This window comes from Roseicyclus sediminis (assembly GCF_025515305.1).
GTDB lineage: Bacteria > Pseudomonadota > Alphaproteobacteria > Rhodobacterales > Rhodobacteraceae > Roseibacterium > Roseibacterium sediminis.
Genome location: NZ_JAOPHT010000010.1, coordinates 1 through 20,965, shown reverse-complemented (window position 1 = coordinate 20,965; position 20,965 = coordinate 1). Strand labels below are relative to the sequence as shown.

Sequence of the window (20,965 nt, the reverse complement as noted above, 5' to 3'; positions counted from 1 at the left end):
GGCACCCCCTGGAATCAAAAGCCCTGGCGCCTCAGACGCCCGTCACGGGAATCCCCGTCCGCTGCACCGGGCGCGGCGCGGTCAGTTCCTTCCACTGGCTGAGCGCGCGGTTGACCGACCCGTTCGGCGGCCGCTTCACGAACTTGCCATGGCCCTCCTGCGTCCGCACCTCGCCGTCGTGGATCGCCACCTGGCCCCGCGTCAGCGTGAAGCGCGGCAGGCCGGTCACCTCCTTGCCCTCGAAGACGTTGTAATCGATGGCCGATTGCTGCGTGCCGGCGGTGATCGTCTTGGATTTCTCGGGGTCCCAGACCACGATATCCGCATCAGCGCCGACGAGGATCGCGCCCTTCTTCGGGTAACAATTCAGGATCTTCGCGATGTTTGTCGACGTAACGGCAACAAATTCGTTCATCGTCAGGCGCCCCGTGCGGACGCCATGGGTCCAGAGCATCGGCATCCGGTCCTCAAGGCCGCCCGTTCCGTTCGGGATCTTCGTGAAGTCCCCCACGCCCGTGCGCTTCTGCTCGGTCGTGAAGGCGCAATGGTCGGTCGCCACCACCGAGAGCGAGCCCGACATGAGACCGGCCCAGAGGCTGTCCTGGTGCGCCTTGTTGCGGAACGGCGGAGACATGACGCGGCGCGCGGCATGGTCCCAGTCGGGATGGAAATACTCGCTTTCGTCCAGCGTCAGGTGCTGGATCAGCGGCTCACCCCAGACGCGCTTGCCCAGCTGCTTGGCACGCCGGATCGCCTCGTGCGCCTCCTCGCAGGAGACATGCACGACATAGAGCGGCACGCCCGCCATGTCGGCGATCATGATGGCCCGGTTCGTGGCCTCGCCCTCGACCTGGGAGGGACGCGAATAGGCGTGCCCCTCGGGGCCGTTGTTCCCCTCGGCCAGCAGCTTCTGCTGCAACTCGGCCACCACGTCGCCGTTCTCGGCATGGACCATCGCGGTCGCGCCCAGCTCGGACAGGCGCTTGAACGACGCGAAAAGCTCGTCGTCGTTGACCATCAGCGCGCCCTTGTAGGCCATGAAGTGCTTGAAGGTGTTGATGCCCCGGTCGCGGACGACGCCCTCCATCTCGTCGAAGACCTGCTCGCCCCACCACGTCACGGCCATGTGGAAGGAGTAGTCGCAGTTGGCGCGGGTCGACTTGTTGTCCCACATCTGCAGCGCGTCGAAGAGGCCCTGACCGGGCGAGGGAAGCGCGAAGTCGACGACCATCGTCGTGCCGCCGGACAGGGCCGCGCGCGTCCCGCTCTCGAAATCGTCGGAGGAATAGGTGCCCATGAAGGGCATCTCGAGATGCGTGTGCGGGTCGATCCCGCCCGGCATGATGTAGCACCCCGTGGCATCGAGCACAGTGTCGCCCTTGAGCCCCGGGCCGATCTCCGTGATGACACCGTTCTCCACCAGGACATCGGCCTCGTAGCTGAGGTCCGCGGTCACGACGGTGCCGCCCTTGATTACCGTGCTCATCGCATCTCTCCCCGTTGTTTGACCGCGCCCGTCCTTATTGCGGGCGCGTGCAGATCATCCGTCCGTCCCGCGTGAGCAGCGGGAGATAGGTCACCTCGACGGGACCGACATAGCGATACCAGTAGCAGCCATCGCTCTCGATCCGGACGTTGGACATGTCCTGCCCCGGAGCAACGAGCGCCATGAGCTGTTCGGTCAGCGTCTCGGTCTCGCCCTGGGGCGTCGGCGGCGCGCCGCAGGCAGCCAGAAGCGTCAGAAGCGCCACGGGCGCCAGGATAGTCCTCGTCATTCCACGATCTCCGCAGTTTCAACCACGGCGTGGAATAGCACATCGGCGCCCGCTGTCGCCCATTCCCGCGATATTTCTTCCGCCTCGTTGTGCGAAAGCCCGTCGACGCAGGGGCACATGATCATCGCGGTCGGCGCCACGTCGTTGATCCAGCACGCGTCATGGCCCGCGCCCGACACGATATCCATATGCGAATATCCAAGGCGTTCAGCGGCTTGCCGCACGGCGTTCACGCAGTTCTCGTCGAAGGCCGGTGGATCGAACTGCCCCACGATCTGCGCCTCGAAGCCGACGCCGATCTCTTCGCAAAGCTTCGGCGCACGCTCCATGAACTCGGCGACCATCGCGTTCAACTTGTCGAGAAGATGGGTGCGCATGTCGACCGTGAAGACGACCTTGCCGGGGATGATGTTGCGGCTGTTGGGGTAGACATCGATATGCCCGATCGCGCCCACGGCGTTCGGCTGGTTCTTCATCGCGATCTCGTGGACAAGCTCGGTGACGAGGGCCAGGCCCCGGCCCGCGTTCTTGCGCATGTGCATGGGCGTCGAGCCGGTGTGGCTCTCCTTGCCGGTCACGGTGCACTCGATCCACCTGAGGCCCTGCCCGTGGGTGACGACGCCGATATCCTTGCCCTCGGCCTCGAGGATCGGGCCCTGCTCGATATGCAGCTCGAAGAAGGCGTGCATCTTGCGGTCGCCGACCTTCTCTTCGCCCTTCCAGCCGATCCGCTCCAGCTCGTCGCCAAAGCGCTTGCCCTTGGCGTCGACCCGGTCATAGGCCCAGTCGAGGCTGTGCTTTCCGGCGAAGACGCCAGAGGCGAGCATCGCGGGGGCAAAGCGCGTCCCCTCCTCGTTGGTCCAGTTCGTGACGACGATGGGATGCTTCGTCCTGATCCCCAGATCGTTGAGCGTCCGGATCACTTCCAGCCCGCCGAGGACACCCAGAACGCCGTCATACTTGCCGCCCGTGGGCTGCGTATCGAGGTGGGAGCCGACATAGACCGGAAGCGCCTCGGGGTCCGTCCCCTCGCGGCGGGCGAACATGTTGCCCATCTCGTCGAGGCCCATGGTGCACCCCGCCGCCTCGCACCAGGTCTGGAACAGGGCGCGGCCCTCGGCGTCCTCGTCGGTCAGCGTCTGGCGGTTGTTGCCGCCCGCGACGCCGGGGCCGATCTTCGCCATTTCCATCAGGCTGTCCCACAGCCGCTCGCCGTTGATCTTCAGGTTCTCGCCGGGTGCCGGCATGCCGTCGTCCTTACTTCAGTTCCGTTTCCATGAACGCCATGGGCGCCGTGCCGCCGTTGATCACGTTGTGCTCCACGCCCGCATCGCGGCGGTAGACCGTGCCCTGCGCCACCATCACCTCCCGCGTCGCCCCGCCCGGCTCGACAAGCCGCATCTGACAGTCGGTCAGGGCCGTGATGACGTAGTCGAGGCCGTGGCGATGCCAGCCCGTTTCGTCACCCGGCGCGAAGTCGAACCGCGTGACCCGGACCCGGTCGTCGTCGATCAGGATTTCGGACCGGCAGGCCGCCATCAGTTCAATCCCTTCAGGATATCCCTCAATGTCCCGAACAGCGTATCGATATGCCCCTTCTCGATGATGAGCGGCGGGGAAAGCGCGATGATGTCGCCCGTCGTGCGGATCAGGACGCCCTTCTCGTAAGCCTCGAGGAAGGCAGTGAAGGCGCGCTTGGTCGGTTCGCCCGCGATGGGCTCCAGTTCGATCCCGGCGATCAGGCCCATGTTGCGGATGTCGATGACATGCGGACAGTCGGCGAGGCTGTGAACCGCGTCCTCCCAGTAGGGCGCAAGCTCGGCCGCGCGTTCGAAGAGACCCTCTTCCCTGTAAGTCTCGAGCGTCGCGAGACCGGCGGCCGAAGCGATCGGGTTCCCCGAATAGGTATAGCCGTGGAACAGCTCGATCATGTGCTCGGGGCCTTGCATGAAGGCGTCGTGGATCTCCTTCGTGGCCAGCACCGCGCCCATCGGGATCACGCCGTTGGTCAGGCCCTTGGCGCAGGTGATCATGTCCGGCATCACCCCGAAATGATCGGCCGCGAAGGGGCTGCCGAGGCGGCCGAAGCCCGTGATGACCTCGTCGAAGATCAACAGGATGCCGTGTTTCGTGCAGATGTCCCGCAGCCGCTCGAGGTAGCCCTTGGGCGGCATCAGGACGCCGGTGGAGCCCGCCATCGGCTCGACGATCACGGCGGCGATGGTCTCGGGACCATGCAGCGCGACGATCCGCTCCAGCTCGTCGGCAAGCTCCGCCCCATGCTCGGGCTGGCCGCGCGTAAAGGCGTTCTTCTGCGGCAGGTGGGTATGCGGCATGTGATCGACGCCGTTCAACAATGCGCCGAAAAACTTGCGATTGTTGACGATACCACCAACAGAGATGCCGCCGAAGTTGACCCCGTGATAGCCGCGCTCGCGCCCGATCAGGCGGGTCCGCGTGCCCTGGCCGATGGCGCGCTGATAGGCGATCGCGATCTTCAGCGCGGTCTCCACGCTTTCCGAGCCGGAATTGGTGAAGAAGACATGCTCCATCGGTTCGGGCGCCATGTCGCGCAGCCGGTTGGCAAGCTCGAAGGCCTTGGGGTGACCCATCTGGAAGGCGGGGGCGTAATCCAGCTCGCCCGCCTGCTGCCGGATCGCCTCGACGATCTTCGGCCGGTTGTGGCCCGCGTTGCAGCACCACAGGCCCGCCGTCCCGTCCAGAACCTCGCGCCCGTCCGCAGTCTTGTAGTGCATGCGGTCGGCGGAGACGAACATCCGCGGCGTCTTCTTGAACTGCCGGTTCGCCGTGAAGGGCATCCAGAAGGCGGAAAGGTCGTTCGGAACCGGGTTGGTGCGGTCGAGGGCCATGGGGCTCACCGATGTCTTGCGGCCGGGCTTGACGCCGCCCTAACCGCGGGTTGGCTGTTTTGACCATTCGGTCAAGATCACGCTAGCAGAGGCGCCGTGCCAGTCAACGGATTGAACCCCGCCGACTGCCCGTTCGCAAGGCAAATGATGTTCTCTTGGCCGCTCCTGACGCCGCATTGGGCGATGGGCAAAGCCATGCTTGCCCCCGCCCGCGGCAGAGTGCCATTCTCGGAGACATGAACGTCCAGAAGCCGCGCACGCGCATCCAGAAGAAGAACCGCAGGGCGATCCTCGATGCCGCGCTCGACGTGTTCTCGGCACATGGCTTCCGCGGCGCGACCCTCGACCGGATCGCCGAGGCGGCGGGGCTGTCGAAGCCGAACCTGCTCTATTATTTCCCGTCGAAGGAGGCCATCCACGTCGCCCTTCTCAGCCAGCTCATGGACACCTGGCTCGACCCGTTGCGCGAACTCGACCCGGGCGGCGAGCCGGTCGCCGAACTCCTGGGCTACGTGCGCCGCAAGCTGCAGATGAGCCGCGATTTCCCCCGCGAATCCCGGCTCTTCGCCAACGAGATCCTGCAGGGCGCGCCACGGATCGGCCCGGCGCTCGAGACCGAACTCAAGGACCTCGTGGACGAGAAGGCAGCCGTGATCCGGGGCTGGGTCGAGGCCGGCCGCATCGCCCCCGTGGACCCCCATCACCTGATCTTCTCGGTCTGGGCCCTGACCCAGCACTACGCCGATTTCGACGTCCAGGTGCGCGCCGTGCTCGGCGCCGCGCGCGATCCGCTCGACGAGGCCGAGCGCTTCCTCGACACGCTCTTCGCGCGCCTCGTCACGCCCTGACGCCCCCGCTTCACCCTGGCAGGAAACTCCCGGGGGAGCGCGAGGGGGCAGGCAGCCCCCTCGTTCCCCGGATCCGCCACCTAAACCACCGCCGGTGTCCCGGCCCTCACTCGGCCGCCTTGACCGCGGCCGGGTTGTTGGGGTGCGTCGTCCAGTTGGCGTAATCGTCCGACACCGTCTTGCCGGTCCGCAGGTCGGTCGTGCCCGCGGGCAGACGCTCCATCGTGATGCAGTCCTCGACCGGGCAGACGTTCACGCAGAGGTTGCAGGCCACGCATTCCTCGTCGATCACCTCGAAGACGCGGTCGGGGCTCATGCTGATCGCCTGGTGCGAGGTGTCCTCGCAGGCGGCATAGCAGCGACCGCACTTGATGCAGGCGTCCTGGTCGATCCGCGCCTTGGTGACGTAGTTGAGGTTCAGGTACTGCCAGTCGGTGACGTTCGGAACCGCGCGGCCGATCAGCTCGTCGAGCGTGATCCCCTTCTCGTCGAGATACTGCGACAGGCCCGACTTCATCTCCTCGACGATCTTGAAACCGTAGGTCATGGCCGCGGTGCAGACCTGCACCGTGCCCGCGCCGAGGCTCAGGAACTCGGCCGCGTCGCGCCATGTCGTGACGCCGCCGATGCCGCTGATCGGCAGGCCCGCCGTCTCGGGATCGCGGGCGATCTCGGCCACCATGTTGAGCGCGATGGGCTTCACCGCCGGACCGCAATAGCCGCCATGGGACCCCTTGCCGTCGATCGAGGGCTCGGGGCTGAAATCGTCGAGGTTGACGGACGTGATCGACGAGATCGTGTTGATCAGGGAGACCGCGTCGGCGCCCCCCTTCTTCGCCGCCCGCGCCGGGTAGCGGATGTCGGTGATGTTGGGCGTCAGCTTCACGATCACCGGCATGCGGGTGTTCTGCTTGCACCAGCGGGTGACCATCTCGATGTATTCGGGCACCTGCCCCACCGCCGATCCCATGCCGCGCTCGGACATGCCATGCGGGCAGCCGAAGTTCAGCTCGATCCCGTCCGCGCCGGTCTCCTCGACATGGGGCAGGATCGCTTTCCAGGCCTGCTCCTCGCAGGGCACCATGATCGAGACGATCATCGCCCGGTCGGGCCAGTCGCGCTTGACCTGCTTGATCTCGCGCAGGTTCACCTCGAGCGGGCGATCGGTGATCAGCTCGATGTTGTTGAGCCCCAGAAGGCGCCGGTCCGCGCCCCAGATCGCGCCGTAGCGCGGGCCGTTGACGTTGACGATGGGCGGGCCTTCCTCGCCCAGCGTCTTCCAGACGACCCCGCCCCAGCCGGCCTTGAAGGCGCGGACGACGTTGTATTCCTTGTCGGTCGGCGGCGCGGAGGCCAGCCAGAACGGGTTGGGCGACTTGATGCCCAGGAAGTTGGTGGAAAGGTCTGCCATGGTCCTGGTCTCCCCTGTCTCTTCCGGGCGCAGCGCGGCCCCTTCATCTTTCTGCAAATACGCAATGCGGCGGGTGCCGTCCGGCGGCACCGCCGGCCGGATCAGTCCATCAGGCTGGCATGGATGTCCTCGGCCGCATCGCGACCCTCCGCGACCGCCGTCACCGTCAGGTCCTCGCCGCCCGAGGCGCAGTCGCCCCCGGCCCAGACGCCCGCGACGCTGGTGCGCCCCGCGCCCGTCACCGCGATCTTGCCCCCGGCCAGTTGCAGCGCCTCCGGCGCCCCCTCGAGCGTCTGGCCGATCGCCTTCAGCACCTGGTCGGCGGGAATGTCGAAGGTCTCGCCCGTACCGGTGAGCGACTTGCCTTCGCTGCGCGTATACTCGACGCGCACCCCCGTCACCGCGCCGTTCCCCAGGATCTCGACCGGCATCGCGTTGAAGACGAAGCGCACACCCCTGGAGGCCGCGAGGTCCTGTTCGTAGGTCGAGGCCGGCATCGCATCGCGCCCGCGCCGGTACAGGATGGTCACGGTTTCCGCGCCGAGAAGCTTGGACTGCACGGCCGCGTCGATCGCCGTCATGCCGCCGCCGATGACCACCACGTTGCGGCCGACGGGCAGCAGGCCGAGATCGCCGGTCTGGCGCAGGTCCTCGATGAATTCCACCGCGTCCTCGACGCCCTCGCGCGTCTCGCCATTGGCCCGCAGCGCGTTCACGCCCTGAAGGCCCATGCCGAGGAAAACCGCGTCGAAGCCGTCGCGCAGGCTCTCCAGCGTCAGGTCGGGGCCGAGCGCCTTGCCGGTCTCCATCGTGATCCCGCCGATCTTCATCAGCCAGTCGACCTCGGCGCCCGCGAACCCGCCCACCGTCTTGTAGTAGGCGATCCCGTATTCGTTGAGGCCGCCGCCCTTGGGCTTGGCCTCGAAGATCGTGACGTCATGGCCATGCATCGCCAGCCGATGCGCGCAGGCCAGACCCGCGGGCCCCGCGCCCACCACGGCGACCTTCTTCCCGGTCGCCGGCGCACGCGTGTAGGGGTGCAGCCCCGCCTCCATCAGCGTGTCGGTGGCGTAGCGCTGCAGCCGCCCGATCTCCACCGGCTTGCCCTCGGCCGCCTCGCGCACGCAGGCCTCCTCGCACAGCGTCTCGGTCGGGCAGACCCGCGCGCACATGCCTCCGAGGATGTTCTGGTCGAAGATCGTCTTCGCCGCCGCCTCGGGCGTGCCGGTCGCGATCTGGCGGATGAAGAGCGGAATGTCGATCGAGGTCGGGCAGGCCGTGATGCAGGGCGCATCGTGACAGAAATAGCACCGATCCGCCGCGACAAGCGCCTCGTGATCGTCGAGCGGGGGGTGGAGGTCGGAGAAGTTGGCGTCCAGCGCCGCGGGATCTAGGCGCGCGGGCGCGATGCCGGGTGTAAAGGGGCTGTTCGTCATGGCGTTCCCTGTCGGATGGCTGGCTCTGGTCGGCCGCTGTCTGGAAAAATGCTGGCACGGGTCCGGTTTTTTATCAAACGGTAAATTTCTTCGGGCGGCCTTCAGGGCCGGCCTCTGGCCGCGCAAGCGCGGCAAATGCCGAAAAAACGGGCAGAGACGGGCTGAAACCGCGCTCCGCAGGCCCTATGTCGGCACCTACCGCGCGCACTTTCCCCGCGCCTGCCCTTGCGTTATAGGGCGCAGAACGGCCGGGCTCGGTGCAGGGTCAGCGACCCGACGCCGTCTCCTGCGAAGCGACGAAGGCGAGACGAGGGCAGAATAGAATGACCGAGAACACCCGCGAAAAGGACGTGGCCTTCATCAGGGCCCTGGCCGAGCTTCTGCGCGAAACCGAGCTGAGCGAGCTTGAAGTCAAACGCGAATACGGCGAGGCCGACCGGCTCAACGTGCGCGTGGCAAGGCAGATGGCCGCCCCCGCGGCCCCCGTCAGCGTCAGCATGCCCGCCGCGATGCCCGCGCCCGTGCCCGCCACGCCCGCGGCGCCGTCCGCGCCCGCGCCCGAGGATCCGGCCCAGCACGCGGGCGCCGTCACCTCGCCCATGGTCGGCACCGTCTATCTTCAGCCCGAGCCGGGCTCCAAATCCTTTGTTTCGGTCGGCGACAAGGTCTCCGAGGGACAGACGCTCCTGATCATCGAAGCGATGAAGACCATGAACCAGATCCCGAGCCCGCGGGCCGGGACGGTCAAGCGCATCCTCGTCGAGGACAAGTCGGCCGTCGAATACGGCGCGCCCCTGATGATCATCGAGTGACGACGGGGGCCACGATGTTCCGCAAGATCCTGATCGCCAACCGCGGCGAGATCGCGCTCCGGGTCGTGCGCGCCGCGCGCGAGATGGGCGTGGCCAGCGTGGCGGTGCATTCCACCGCGGATGCCGACGCGATGCATGTGCGCATGGCTGACGAGGCCATCTGTATCGGCCCGCCACCCTCTTCCGACAGCTACCTTTCCATGGCCGCCGTTCTTTCCGCTGCCGAGATCACCGGCGCGGAGGCGATCCATCCCGGCTATGGCTTCCTGTCGGAGAACGCCAATTTCGTGCAGGCGGTCGAGGACCACGGGATCAAGTTCATCGGCCCCTCGGCCGAGCACATCCGCATGATGGGCGACAAGATCACCGCCAAGGAGACGATGCACCGCCTCGGCGTGCCCTGCGTGCCCGGCTCCGTCGGCGGGGTGGCGCACCTGGAGACCGCGCAGATCGTGGCGCGCGACATCGGCTACCCGGTCATCATCAAGGCCACTGCCGGCGGCGGCGGACGCGGCATGAAGCTCGCCCGGTCCGAGGACGAGCTTGAGAACGCCTTCCGTACCGCGCGCTCGGAGGCAAAGGCCGCCTTCGGCAACGACGAGGTCTATATCGAGAAGTATCTCGGACGGCCCCGCCACATCGAGGTGCAGATCTTCGGCGACGGCAAGGGCGGCGCGGTGCATCTGGGCGAACGCGACTGTTCGCTGCAGCGGCGCCACCAGAAGGTTCTGGAGGAGGCCCCCGGCCCCGCCATCGACCCCGAAACCCGCGAGCGGATCGGCCAGACCTGCGCCAAGGCCGTGGCCGATCTCGGCTACGAGGGGGCCGGCACGATCGAATTCCTCTACGAGGACGGCGAGTTCTACTTCATCGAGATGAACACGCGGCTCCAGGTCGAGCACCCCGTGACGGAGGCCGTCTTCGGCGTCGATCTCGTGCGCGAGCAGATCCGCGTCGCCGCGGGCCTGCCGATGTCGTTCCGGCAGGAAGACCTGCGCGTGAACGGCCATGCCATCGAGGTCAGGATCAACGCCGAGAAACTGCCGAACTTCTCGCCCTGCCCCGGCAAGATCACGCAGTATCACGCGCCGGGCGGCCTCGGCATCCGGATGGATTCGGCGCTTTATGACGGCTACCGGATCCCGCCCTACTACGACAGCCTCATCGCCAAGCTGATCGTCCACGGCCGCGACCGGCCCGAGGCGCTGGCCCGTCTGAAGCGGGCGCTCGGCGAGTTGATCGTCGACGGAGTGGACAGCACGGTCCCGCTTTTCCATGCCCTGTTGCAGGAACCCGCGATCCTGCAGGGCGACTACACGATCCACTGGCTCGAGGACTGGCTGAAGCGCAACGTCGGCTGATCCTGGCGCGGGTTTCGTCGCGGTGCCGCCTGCCCCGCGGGCAAAATGGCCGGCAATTTGCCGCTATTGCCCGCATCGGGACCTCTCGGACGTGGCCCGGTCGCGATTTTGGGGCGTGATTTGAGCCGCGGCGCACCTAGATACGGATCATGGCCCACGACATGTACCGTCCGACCCGTCCGCCGCTCAGCCCCTCGCTGATGCTGCGGGCCTATTCGGCGGGCATCTTCCCCATGTCTGAGGGTGCCGACGATCCGTCGCTGTTCTGGGTCGACCCGCAGCGGCGGGGGATCTTCCCCCTCGACGGGTTCCATGTCTCACGCTCGCTTGCGCGCCGCATCCGGCGCGGCGGTTTCGACGTGCGCATCAACAGCGACTTCAGCGGCACCGTGGCGGGCTGCGCCGCCCGCGACCCCACCTGGATCAACGCCGAGATCTTCCGCTGCTATCTGTCGCTTCACGCGATGGGCCGGGCGCACTCGGTCGAGGTCTGGCAGGACGGCGCCCTGGCAGGCGGCGTCTTCGGTGTCGTTCTCGGCGGCGCCTTCTTCGGGGAATCGATGTTCTCGCGGCGCACGGACGCCTCGAAGATCGCGCTCGCCTGGCTGATCGCCCGCCTGAATTACGGCGGCTTCCGCCTGTTCGACACGCAATTCGTGACGGAACACCTGGAAAGCCTCGGGGCGGAGGAAGTTCCGCGCAGCGTCTACCGCGACCGGCTGCAGGACGCGCTCGCCGCGCGCGCCGACTTCATGGCGATGCCGGTCGGCCTCGGCCCTCAGGAGGTGCTGGAGCACCTCAGCACCCAGACGTCATAACGCGGATGCTCGAGCGCGTTCAGCGCGGGCGATGACGCGACCATCCACCCATCGAAAAGCGTGTTTCCGTCGGTATCCAGAACGCGGACATGCGCGAAGGCGTCCGACGAGGGGTTGTCGACGGGATACCGGCATTCCTCGATGTGGATCGCGATGCGCCCGAACAGGACCGTCTGGCCGACCTCGAGCTCGATATCGGTGGGCCTGCCCAGCATCCGGTCGAGCGCGCGGAGCGTGATGCGGTTTCCATCGCGGGTGACGGCCTGGCTGACGGAGGTGACGGGCCCCGAAACGCCGGGGAAGGTCTCGAGCCGGACTCCGCTCTGGCCCGACGGATTGGTCTCCAGCAGGACGCCGCTGTCGCTGTCGGGCAGGATGACCCCCTGGCCATCGAGCCAGGGCAGGTCGAAACCGCCGCCCTGGGGATTGGGCAACGTCTCGCCCTCGCCAAGGGGCGGCAGGGTCGACTGGCCGAAATTGTCGAAGGATTGCGCATCGGCGGGCCATGCGGCGAGCATGGCAAGGACGGCAAGGACGCGCATGCCCGCCCTCACGATCCGTTCTCCCCGGTCACGAAGCGCATCAGGAGCGTGATGAGGCTGACCGAGCTCTGGGTATCGAGGATCTCGGCCCCGGGCTCCAGCACGAAGGGCGAGCCGCCGGGGATGATCTCGACGAAGCTGCCGCCCAGCAGGCCCTCGGAGGCGACCGCCACGGCGCTGTCGTCGGGCAGTTCGAGGTCGCCCGAGACGGTGAAGGTCGTATCGGCTCGGAAGGTCTCGGGGTTGAGCGCCATGCCCGTCACCGTCCCCACCCGCACGCCGGCCATGCGAACCTCGGTGCCCACGGTGATCCCCTCGGCCGACCGGAACGAGGCCGACAGCTCGTAGACATCGGCGCCGCGCATCGTGCCGCCATCCGAGACGGAGGACGCATAGAAGAAGAACCCCGCAGCCGCGGCCAGAACCGCCGCCCCGACCAGGATTTCCGCGATCGTGTCGTCACGCTCGGCCATTGCGGCCCTCCCTCGCGTCGCCCCGTGGCGAGACGGCGCGCATCCTTGCCGGCCGGACGATTGCCGTCACTCCGGGCTCCAGGCCTCGTAGTCGCGGCGCTGCTCCGGCTCGGCGCGGCGGATCGACCCGACCGGCGCATAGGCCTGCGCCGTCCCGGTGAGGTTCGGCAGGTGCGGCTTTTCCCACGCCTTGTGCACCATCGGCCGCTCGGTCGGGGGCTCGTCCCAGGTGTGGTGCAGCCAGCCGTGCCAGTCCGGGCTGACCCGGCTTGCCTCGGCCTCGCCGTTGAAGATCACCCAACGCCGCTTGCCGTCGCGCGTGCGGTAGAAGACATTGCCGGCCTCGTCCTCGCCCACCTTCACGCCATTGCGCGCGGTGAAGATCTGGGTGCCGAGCGTCTGCCCGTTCCACCAGGTGACGAGGCGCTTGAGGAAATCGAGCATGGGCGGGGCCCTTTCGGCATGGCTTCCGGTCGCTGGGGTTTTGCCCCAAGTGCCGCGGGCCGTCCAGTGGCATCGGGTCGCGTGCGCGGCGACACGCGGGTCGCGGACCGCTTTGGCGAGGCGCCTCGAAGCGCCTTGCGCGGCCTGCGCAATGGACATCTCGGCGGACGCACGGCCGCCGGACCAGGGCGCGACGGCACGGGGGTCCCGCGCGCCCGCGGTCCACGGAACGCCCGGCCTTTCCCGAAACCCCGCGATTGTCGCTGACCGCGCCATGGCCTAATCCTTGCCGCGACACGGATTCAAACGGGGGAGAGAGACCCATGACCGACGGCCCGACCTACGGTTTCGACACGCTGCAGATCCATGCGGGCGCACGCCCCGACCCGGCCACCGGCGCGCGGCAGACACCGATCTACCAGACCACGGCCTATGTCTTCCGCGATGCGGAACATGCCGCGGCCCTCTTCAACCTGCAGGAAGTCGGCTACATCTACTCGCGCCTCACGAACCCCACCATCGCCGTCCTGCAGGAACGGATCGCGACGCTGGAGGGCGGCGTGGGCGCAGTCTGCTGCTCGTCCGGACACGCCGCGCAGATCATGGCGCTCTTCCCGCTCATGGCGCCGGGGCGCAACATCGTCGTGTCGACACGGCTTTACGGCGGCACCGTCACTCAGTTCAGCCAGACGATCCGGCGCTTCGGCTGGTCGGCGAAATTCGTCGACTTCGACGACCTCGACGCGGTCAGCGCCGCCATCGATGACGACACGCGCGCCGTCTTCTGCGAATCCATCGCCAACCCCGGCGGCTATATCACCGACCTGCCCGCCATCGCCGCCGTGGCCGACGCAGCGGGCCTGCCGCTCATCGTGGACAATACTTCGGCAACTCCCTACCTGTGCCGTCCGATCGAGCACGGCGCGACGCTCGTCGTCCATTCCACCACGAAATACCTCACCGGGAACGGCACCGTCACGGGCGGGGCGATCGTCGATTCCGGCAGGTTCGACTGGTCGGCCTCGGACAAGTTCCCCTCGCTATCGGCGCCCGAGCCGGCCTATCACGGCCTGAAGTTCCACGAGACCTTCGGACCGCTCGCCTACACGTTCCACGGCATCGCCATCGGCCTGCGCGACCTCGGCATGACGATGAACCCGCAGGCGGCGCACTACACGCTCATGGGGATCGAGACCCTCAGCCTGCGGATGGAGCGTCACGTGGAGAACGCGGTAAAGATCGCCACCTGGCTCGAGAACGACCCGCGCGTGGATTACGTGACCTACGCCGGCCTGCCCTCCTCGCCCTACTACGAGCGCGGCCGCGAGATCTGTCCCCGCGGGGCCGGCGCGCTGTTCACCTTCGCGGTGAAGGGTGGCTACGAAGCCTGCGTCAAGCTTGTGGATTCGCTCGAGATCTTCAGCCACGTGGCGAACCTCGGCGACACGCGGAGCCTGGTGATCCACTCGGCCTCCACCACCCACAGGCAGCTCACGCCCGAGCAGCAGAAGGCCGCGGGCGCGGCGCCCAACGTGGTGCGCCTGTCCATCGGCATCGAGGATGCCGACGACCTGATCGCCGATCTCGACCGGGCTCTTTCGGCGGCGACGGCCTGAGTCGGCGCCGCCCGTTCATCCACAGGACTGCCGACTTATCCACAGGCTGCGGGCCGCCCTGCAACGGGCTGGCCCGCAAGGCTTTTTATGCGGCCGAATCCGCGTTAGACTGGAATCCGCCGATATGGGGGCTGCGACCGTGGGGACATGTTTCCGCGGGCGCAAGCTTCCTATATGGAAGAGCGATTGCCGGGAGATGACCCGGCAAGACTACGGCAGAGGTCCGCCTTGACGGTACATGTAGCCCTGTTTCTTTCGTCCAACGGCATCGCGCTGGCCCATCGCCAGTCCGCGGGCCACTGGACATTCCTCGGTGACACCGAGTTCTCAGCGCCAGACCTCGACAAGGCGATGGCGAAGTTGCGCGCGGCCGGTGAGGCGCGCGAGGGCGAGCATTGCCCGACGCTCGTCATGCTGCCCGACGACCAGATCCTCTATACCTCGCTGACGGCGCCGACGGACGATCCCGAATTGACGGCGTTCCGCATCGAGGAAGGACTCGAGGGCCTTACGCCTTACGCGGTGTCGGAGTTGCTCTACGATTGGCGCACCGTCGACGAGGATCGCGTGAAGCTTGCCGTCGTCGCGCGCGAGACGCTGGACGAGGCGCGCGCCTTCGCGGAGGGCCACGGCTTCAACGTGTCCGGCTTCGCCGCGACGCCGCCGCAGGAACGATTCCCAGGCGTGCCGCTGTTCGATCTCGCCCCCGAGGCGCATGGCCTGAGCTTCCCCGAGGAAGGAATCGCCTTCGGCCTCGACACATGGGCAGAAGACGGGGCGGAAGCTGAGACTGACGGCGACGACGAGACGGCGACCGAATCGGCCCCCGGGGCGGACGAGGACGCGGTGGCCGCGTCCACGGAGGATGGCCGGGAGCCGGACGTGGCCGACGAAAGCCTTCCGGACGAGTCCGCCACGGACGAGACGCCTGAGACGGCTGAGACCGGGGGCGAAACCGACGGGAAGGACGCCTCCGACGCGGAGGCCGCCGCTGCGGACGCGGCCGTCGACGAGGCCGCCCCGGACACGGCGGACACGGATACGACGGACGCGACGGACGCGGACACGGCGGAGACGGATGATGCGGCCGCCGAAGCCGAGGCAGAGGCCGCCGACCGCGACCCCGAGGAAGTCATCGCCGCCGCCTCGGATGCCGTCGAGGCGCCATTGGGCGGCTTCGGCGGCGAGGTGGAACAGGACGCCGAAGACACGTCGGCCAGCGAGGAGGCCACCGTCACCGCGGAGGCGCAGACGCCGCCGCTCGAGGATCCCGCGCTCACCGGGCCGGTGACACCGCTCGACGATGAAGCCGCGGCTGGGGCGGACGACGACGACCTGCCCCCCGCGCCGTCCTCGGCCGTTCTCGCGGCCCGCAAGGCGAGCGCGGCCATCGGATCGGAACCGACCCCGGAATTCTCGGCGCGGCGCGACCGTGTTCCCGCCCGCGACCGGGACGATGACGGGTCAAGCTCCACCGGCACGCGCAAATCCCGGATCGGCGGCCTGACGGACGGCGCACCCCGTGGCGACGCGGCGGATCAGAACGACGTATCGGCCCGCAATCCGCTGGCAGAGCGCCTGTCGCGCGTGCGGGACGCAAGCCGGAACCGTGGACCGGGCGGCGCGGCGGAAGACGAGGACGCGGCGCTGCGGCCCGCGCCAAGGCGCGGCGACGCCAAATCCGCACGCCCCGTCCTGCCGCCCGGGCGCGGTACGGGCCAGGCCGAAGCGCCTCGCAAGGGCCGCCTGTCGGGCCTGACCGCCGCGGCCCAGCCCGGTGACGGCACGCGCGCCGGGCCGGAGACAGGCACAGCGGCAGGATCCCTCGGGGCGCGGCTGAAGGGCTTTGTGTCCCGCGTCGGGCAGAACCGGCCCGGCCCGGCGACCGAAGCACCCGAGCCTGCCACGAACGCACCGAGCCTCAGCGCGGATGGAGCCGGACGCCTCTCCGCCCTCGGCGCGGCGTTGCGCGGACGCGAGACGGACGGGGCGCCGCCCGGATCCGCACCGGCCCGGCCTGCCCCCCTTCAGACCGACGACGACGCGCTGACAGGCGGGCTTCTCGGGCGCAAGACCGAGCAGGCGCCAGGCCCGTCGATCAGGACCGGCCTGCTCCTGACGATCATCCTGCTGATCCTCCTTGCGGCCATCGCGGTATGGTCGGCCCTGTTCCTGCCCGATAGCCCGGTCGCGCGGCTCTTCGGTAGCGGGTCCGAAGTGGCGAGCGAGGACCCGTTCGATGCGCCCGCGCCGCCCGAGGCGATCACCGCACCGCCCGCCATCGGAGAGATTGCCGGGTCGGGCGCGCCGCCCGGCGAACTGCTCGACGAAGCCCCCGCCCAGGCGTCGCCGGACCTGGCCGGGACCGAGATCACCCCCGCGCCGGAGGACGAGGCCGCGGCGGACGGAATCGACCTCGCCGCACTCGAGGAGGCAACGGAGGAGGCAACGGAGGCGGAACCGCCCCTGCCCGCTGCCTCCGAGGCCCCGGCCGCCGGCACCGTCGAGGTCGCGGCGGCCCCGCCGGTGCCGCCCCTGCCGCCTCTTCCCCAGGACGTGCTGCCGTCGCTCGAAGAAACGCAGGCGGTCTACGAGGAATACCGCATCTGGCAACGCCCCCCCGACCGGCCCGACGTCGCGCCGCTGGACAGCCTGTCCGACCTGAGCCTCGCCTCGGTGGATACGGCCGTCGGCGCGCTCGATGCCGTGTCCCTTCCTGCGCCCCGGCTCGACCCCGCCGAAACGCTGCGCCGGATCCCGCCGCCGCCGCCCTTCGGCACCAGCCCCGCGACCGACGCGTCCGGCCTCGTCGCCGCGACGCCGGAGGGTGTCGTCACACCCGACGGCGTCCTCGTCACTGCGGGCCCGCCACCCGTCGCCGCGATCCCGCGCCCGCGCGAGGTCGACCTGCCGCCGCCGGCACCGAGCTTCAGCATCGAGGACGCGATCCTGGGAACCTTCCGCCCGACGCCACGGCCCGACGATCTGGGCGCGGTCGAGGCGCCGGCCCTGCCCAATGCGGCCCCCGCAACCGCCCGCGCCAGCCTTCTTCAGCCGCAGCCCCGCGCCATCCCGTCGACCGGGACCGGAACCGCGGCAGCCGCCTCGCTCTTCCCCGGCGACGACGCCGCGGCGGAGGTCACCGAGGCGGCTGCCCCGGCCCCGGATGCGGGTCCGATCGATGCCAGCCAGTTCGCGGTCGCCCGCTCGCTGGTTCCGGCCACGCGCCCCTCGGACATGGCGACCCTCATCGCCAATGCGGACCGCGCCGCGCCCGCCCCCGAAGGCCCCGTCGTCGAGGCCGCCGCCATCGCCCCGGGCCCTTCGATCCCGTCGAATGCCGACGTGGCCCGCGCCGCGACCCAGAGGGGCGAGCTTCGCCTGCGCAACATCAACCTGATCGGGGTCACGGGCACGCCCTCGGACCGCCGCGCGCTGGTTCGCCTTCCCTCGGGCCGCTTCGTGCGCGTGGGCGTCGGCGACAGGCTCGACGGCGGCCGCGTCGCCGCCATCGGCGAGAGCACGCTGCAATATGTCCGTGGCGGGCGCACCGTCACGCTCGACATTCCCGGCTGATCATCCCCCGGCCCGCGCTTCCTTCATCCTGGCAGGAAACTCCCGCCGGAGGCACCAGCCGCGGCCGATCGCTCCCGGGCACCGGGGGCGTGAGGACGCGGCTTCGCCCCGGGACGCCGGTCAGAGCAGGAAGATCACCGCCAGACCCAGGAAGGCGAAAAAGCCCACGACGTCCGTCACCGTCGTCACGAAGGCCCCCGAGGCAAGCGCCGGGTCGATCCGCAGGCGGTCCAGCACCACGGGGATGAGAATCCCGGCCAGACCCGCCGCCAGGAGGTTGATCACCATCGCCGCCGCGATCACCGCGCCAAGCATCGGCGAGCCGAACCAGATCAGCCCCACGATCCCCATCACCACCGCGAAGAGCACGCCGTTGATGAGGCCCACCATGGCCTCCCGGCTGACCACCCGCATCAGGTTCGCGCTCGTGAGGTCCTTCGTGGCCAGCGCGCGCACGGCCACGGTCAGCGACTGGGTCCCCGCGTTCCCCCCCATCGAAGCGACGATCGGCATCAGCACCGCCAGCGCCACGATCTGCGCGATGGCATCCTCGAACTGCGCGATCACCAGCGAGGCGAGGATCGCGGTCACGAGGTTCACCAGCAGCCAGGGCAGGCGCTGTTTCGCCGTCTCCACGACCCGGTCGGAGATGCTCGATTCCTCGCCCACGCCGGCCAGGCGCAGGATGTCTTCCTCGTTCGCCTCGTCGAGCACGTTCATCGCGTCGTCGATGGTGATGACACCGACAAGCCGTCCGTCCTCGTCCACGACGGGGGCCGAGATCAGGTGATACTGGTTGAACGCATAGGCGACCTCGTCCTCGTCCTGCGTCGCGGGGATGATGCGGAAACTGTCCTCCGTGATCTCGGCCAGCGGTGTCTTGCGCTCCGTCGACAGAAGCCGGCCAAGCGTGACGTAGCCCGTGGGCTTCAGCCGCGGATCGGTCAGGATCACATGGTAGAACTGCTCGGGCAGGTCGGTCTTGTGGGCGCGCAGGTAGTCGATCATCTCGCCCACGCTCCAGTGCTCGGGCGCGTGCACGACCTCGCGCTGCATCAGGCGGCCGGCCGTCTCCTCGGGATAGGCCAGCGCCTGTTCGACCGCCGTCCGGTCACGATCGTCGAGCGCCAGCAGGATCGCGGCGGCCTGCTCGTCCTCGAGATCCTCGAGGATGTCGACCACGTCGTCCGAATCGAGTTCGCGGACTGCCTCGGCCACGACCTCTGGCGGCAGCAGGCCGATCACCTCCTCGCGCAGGCCCCAGTCGAGCTCCGACAGGACCTCGCCGTCGATCCCCTTGGACCAGAGCGCGAGCCAGGCCGCGCGCTCGCCCGCCGAGACCTGTTCGAGAAGGTCGGCGATGTCGGCGGGGTGCAAGGGCTCCATCAACGCGTCGATGACCGAGACGTCGCCGGCCTCGACAGCGGCACGCAACGACCGGCGCAGGCTCTCGTCGAGCGCGTAGCCGTCCCGCGCCTCCTCGGCGGTGTCCTCGCGGATATCGTCGGTCTGCTCGTTCATCTCACTCTGTCCCGTCGCCTCGCCGAACGTCGATTTGCACCTAACATAGCGCGTGGTGCGCGGCTATGAATGACCCGCCGGGATGATGGGATCCCGGCCACAGATGCAGACCGGGGGCACGCGCATGACCGAACGGCTGATCCTTGGGCAGACCCTCTCCCTCGATGCCGACCCCAGGCTCACGGGCCCCGAGGCGGTCCACCACGAGCGGCACGGCGCCGTCCTCATCCGTGACGGACGCATCGCCGAGGTCGGCCCCGCCCCGGAGCTCCGCGCGCGCCACCCCGCGCTGCCCGTGGACGACCATGGCGCGGCGCTGATCGTGCCGGGCTTCGTCGATGCCCATGCCCATTATCCCCAGACCGCGATCATCGCCTCCTGGGGCAAGCGCCTGATCGACTGGCTGAACACCTACACCTTCCCCGAGGAAGCGCGGTTTTCCGATCCCGCCTACGCGCGCGAGGTGGCCGGGCGCTACCTCGACCTCCTGCTCGTCAACGGAACCACGACCGTCTGCAGCTACTGCACGATCCACCCCGCGAGCGTCGACGCGATCTTCGAGGCGGCCGAGGCGCGCGGCATGCGGGTTCTGGCCGGCAAGACCTGCATGGACCGCGAGACGGCGCCCCCCTTCCTGCGCGACACGGCACAATCGGCCTACGACGACAGCCTCGCGCTCCTGCGGCGCTGGCACGGGCGCGGGCGGCTCTCCTACGTCATCACCCCGCGCTTCTCGCCCACGTCCACCGTGGCGCAGCTCGACGCGCTCGGCAGCCTCTGGGCCGAGCATCCCGACTGCCTGATGCAGACCCACATCTCCGAACAGACCGACGAGATCGCCTGGGCGAAATCGCTCTACCCCGAGGCCCGCGACTATCTCGACACTTACGAGACCTACGGGCTTCTGGGCCGGAACGGCCTCTACGGCCACGCGATCCATCTCGAGCCCCGCGAGATCGACCGACTGGCCGAGGTCGGGGCGGCGCTGGTGCATTGCCCAACCTCCAACACCTTCATCGGCTCGGGCCTTTTCGACATGGGCCTGCGCGCGAGGCTCAGGGTGGGGCTCGCCACCGACACCGGCGGCGGCTCCTCCTTCTCGATGCTGCGCACCATGGCCGCGGCCTACGAAGTCGCACAGCTTCGCGGCACGGCGCTCCACCCGTCCGAGCTTCTGTGGCTGGCCACGGGCGCCTCGGCCGAGGCGCTGGGGCTGCAGGGACACATCGGCCGCATCGCGCCCGGTTGCGAGGCCGATCTCACGGTGCTGGACCTCGCCTCCACCCCCGCCATAGCCCAGGCGACGGAGCGCGCCGGCGATATCTGGGAGGCGCTCTTTCCGACCATCATGATGGGCGACGACCGGGCGGTGACGCAGACCTATGTCGCGGGAAAACCGATGAAGACCGCCTGAGCGTTCCTTCATCCTGGCAGGAAACTCCGGGGTCTGCGGGGCAGCGCC

18 protein-coding genes are annotated in these 20,965 nt (G+C 68.7%); 7 read left to right on the top strand and 11 right to left on the bottom strand.

Annotated elements, in window-relative coordinates; translation table 11 throughout:
* Positions 1 to 31: 31 nt before the first annotated feature.
* Genes hydA through N8I71_RS13110 form a run of 5 tightly spaced genes read right to left on the bottom strand, consistent with a single transcriptional unit; the run spans position 32 to position 4,645 of the window.
* Positions 32 to 1,486 carry a dihydropyrimidinase gene (gene hydA, locus N8I71_RS13130; protein WP_262878454.1) on the bottom strand — a complete coding sequence of 485 codons (1,455 nt, stop codon included), beginning with the start codon at positions 1,484 to 1,486 and terminating at the stop codon, positions 32 to 34.
* A 34-nt stretch (positions 1,487 to 1,520) separates the two neighbouring features.
* A complete protein-coding gene (locus N8I71_RS13125; RefSeq protein WP_262878453.1) occupies positions 1,521 to 1,775 on the bottom strand; it encodes a hypothetical protein in 255 nt (84 codons plus the stop codon).
* The gene (locus N8I71_RS13120; protein ID WP_262878452.1) at positions 1,772 to 3,022 is read right to left on the bottom strand and encodes a Zn-dependent hydrolase; all 1,251 of its coding nucleotides are present in this window, start codon (positions 3,020 to 3,022) and stop codon (positions 1,772 to 1,774) included. The genes N8I71_RS13125 and N8I71_RS13120 overlap by 4 nt, the downstream gene beginning before the upstream one ends.
* Positions 3,023 to 3,032: 10 nt before the next feature.
* Complete coding sequence (locus tag N8I71_RS13115) at positions 3,033 to 3,314, bottom strand: cupin domain-containing protein (RefSeq protein ID WP_262878451.1); 282 nt, start codon at positions 3,312 to 3,314, stop codon at positions 3,033 to 3,035.
* Positions 3,314 to 4,645, bottom strand: a complete 1,332-nt coding sequence (locus N8I71_RS13110) for an aspartate aminotransferase family protein (protein WP_262878450.1) — start codon at positions 4,643 to 4,645, stop codon at positions 3,314 to 3,316. Before N8I71_RS13110 ends, N8I71_RS13115 begins: the two co-directional genes overlap by 1 nt.
* Positions 4,646 to 4,881: 236 nt before the next feature.
* Between N8I71_RS13110 and N8I71_RS13105 the strand changes: the two genes are divergently transcribed.
* Positions 4,882 to 5,493: a TetR family transcriptional regulator C-terminal domain-containing protein gene (locus N8I71_RS13105; RefSeq protein WP_262878449.1), complete on the top strand. Its 612-nt coding sequence runs from the start codon at positions 4,882 to 4,884 to the stop codon at positions 5,491 to 5,493.
* Positions 5,494 to 5,599: 106 nt separating this feature from the next.
* On the opposite strand, the gene preA is transcribed toward N8I71_RS13105, so the two are convergent.
* Both preA and N8I71_RS13095 read right to left on the bottom strand, forming a co-directional pair.
* Entirely contained in the window at positions 5,600 to 6,904 is a 1,305-nt protein-coding gene (preA, locus tag N8I71_RS13100) for an NAD-dependent dihydropyrimidine dehydrogenase subunit PreA (RefSeq protein WP_262878448.1), read from the bottom strand.
* Between the two features lie 101 nt (positions 6,905 to 7,005).
* Positions 7,006 to 8,340 (bottom strand): NAD(P)-dependent oxidoreductase, encoded by a 1,335-nt coding sequence (locus tag N8I71_RS13095; RefSeq protein WP_262878447.1) that lies wholly within the window; start codon positions 8,338 to 8,340, stop codon positions 7,006 to 7,008.
* Between the two features lie 323 nt (positions 8,341 to 8,663).
* Between N8I71_RS13095 and accB the strand changes: the two genes are divergently transcribed.
* From accB to aat, 3 genes are all read left to right on the top strand, one after another.
* Positions 8,664 to 9,152, top strand: a complete 489-nt coding sequence (accB, locus tag N8I71_RS13090) for an acetyl-CoA carboxylase biotin carboxyl carrier protein (protein WP_262878446.1) — start codon at positions 8,664 to 8,666, stop codon at positions 9,150 to 9,152.
* A 14-nt stretch (positions 9,153 to 9,166) separates the two neighbouring features.
* Positions 9,167 to 10,513, top strand: coding sequence for an acetyl-CoA carboxylase biotin carboxylase subunit (gene accC, locus N8I71_RS13085; RefSeq protein WP_262878445.1), 1,347 nt, complete (start codon positions 9,167 to 9,169; stop codon positions 10,511 to 10,513).
* 149 nt (positions 10,514 to 10,662) lie between these two features.
* Complete coding sequence (aat, locus tag N8I71_RS13080; RefSeq protein ID WP_262878444.1) at positions 10,663 to 11,331, top strand: leucyl/phenylalanyl-tRNA--protein transferase; 669 nt, start codon at positions 10,663 to 10,665, stop codon at positions 11,329 to 11,331.
* Here the strand turns inward: aat and N8I71_RS13075 are convergent.
* The 3 genes from N8I71_RS13075 to N8I71_RS13065 all read right to left on the bottom strand — a co-directional run bounded on the left by N8I71_RS13075 (position 11,292) and on the right by N8I71_RS13065 (position 12,790).
* A complete protein-coding gene (locus N8I71_RS13075) occupies positions 11,292 to 11,885 on the bottom strand; it encodes a DUF2155 domain-containing protein (protein ID WP_262878443.1) in 594 nt (197 codons plus the stop codon). The genes aat and N8I71_RS13075 overlap by 40 nt on opposite strands.
* Positions 11,882 to 12,346 (bottom strand): outer membrane lipid asymmetry maintenance protein MlaD, encoded by a 465-nt coding sequence (gene mlaD / locus N8I71_RS13070; protein WP_262878442.1) that lies wholly within the window; start codon positions 12,344 to 12,346, stop codon positions 11,882 to 11,884. The genes N8I71_RS13075 and mlaD overlap by 4 nt, the downstream gene beginning before the upstream one ends.
* Before the next feature lie 66 nt (positions 12,347 to 12,412).
* Positions 12,413 to 12,790: an NADH:ubiquinone oxidoreductase subunit NDUFA12 gene (locus N8I71_RS13065; protein WP_262878441.1), complete on the bottom strand. Its 378-nt coding sequence runs from the start codon at positions 12,788 to 12,790 to the stop codon at positions 12,413 to 12,415.
* Between the two features lie 323 nt (positions 12,791 to 13,113).
* Between N8I71_RS13065 and N8I71_RS13060 the strand changes: the two genes are divergently transcribed.
* Both N8I71_RS13060 and N8I71_RS13055 read left to right on the top strand, forming a co-directional pair.
* Positions 13,114 to 14,406, top strand: a complete 1,293-nt coding sequence (locus N8I71_RS13060; RefSeq protein ID WP_262878440.1) for an O-acetylhomoserine aminocarboxypropyltransferase/cysteine synthase family protein — start codon at positions 13,114 to 13,116, stop codon at positions 14,404 to 14,406.
* A 228-nt stretch (positions 14,407 to 14,634) separates the two neighbouring features.
* On the top strand, positions 14,635 to 17,982 hold the full coding sequence (locus N8I71_RS13055) for a hypothetical protein (protein ID WP_262878439.1): 3,348 nt from the start codon (positions 14,635 to 14,637) through the stop codon (positions 17,980 to 17,982).
* Positions 17,983 to 18,102: 120 nt separating this feature from the next.
* Here N8I71_RS13055 and mgtE read toward each other — a convergent pair whose 3' ends face one another.
* A complete protein-coding gene (gene mgtE, locus N8I71_RS13050; protein ID WP_262878438.1) occupies positions 18,103 to 19,503 on the bottom strand; it encodes a magnesium transporter in 1,401 nt (466 codons plus the stop codon).
* A 124-nt stretch (positions 19,504 to 19,627) separates the two neighbouring features.
* Here mgtE and guaD point away from each other — a divergent pair, with 124 nt between their 5' ends.
* Positions 19,628 to 20,917 (top strand): guanine deaminase, encoded by a 1,290-nt coding sequence (gene guaD / locus N8I71_RS13045; protein WP_262878437.1) that lies wholly within the window; start codon positions 19,628 to 19,630, stop codon positions 20,915 to 20,917.
* Positions 20,918 to 20,965: the final 48 nt, after the last annotated feature.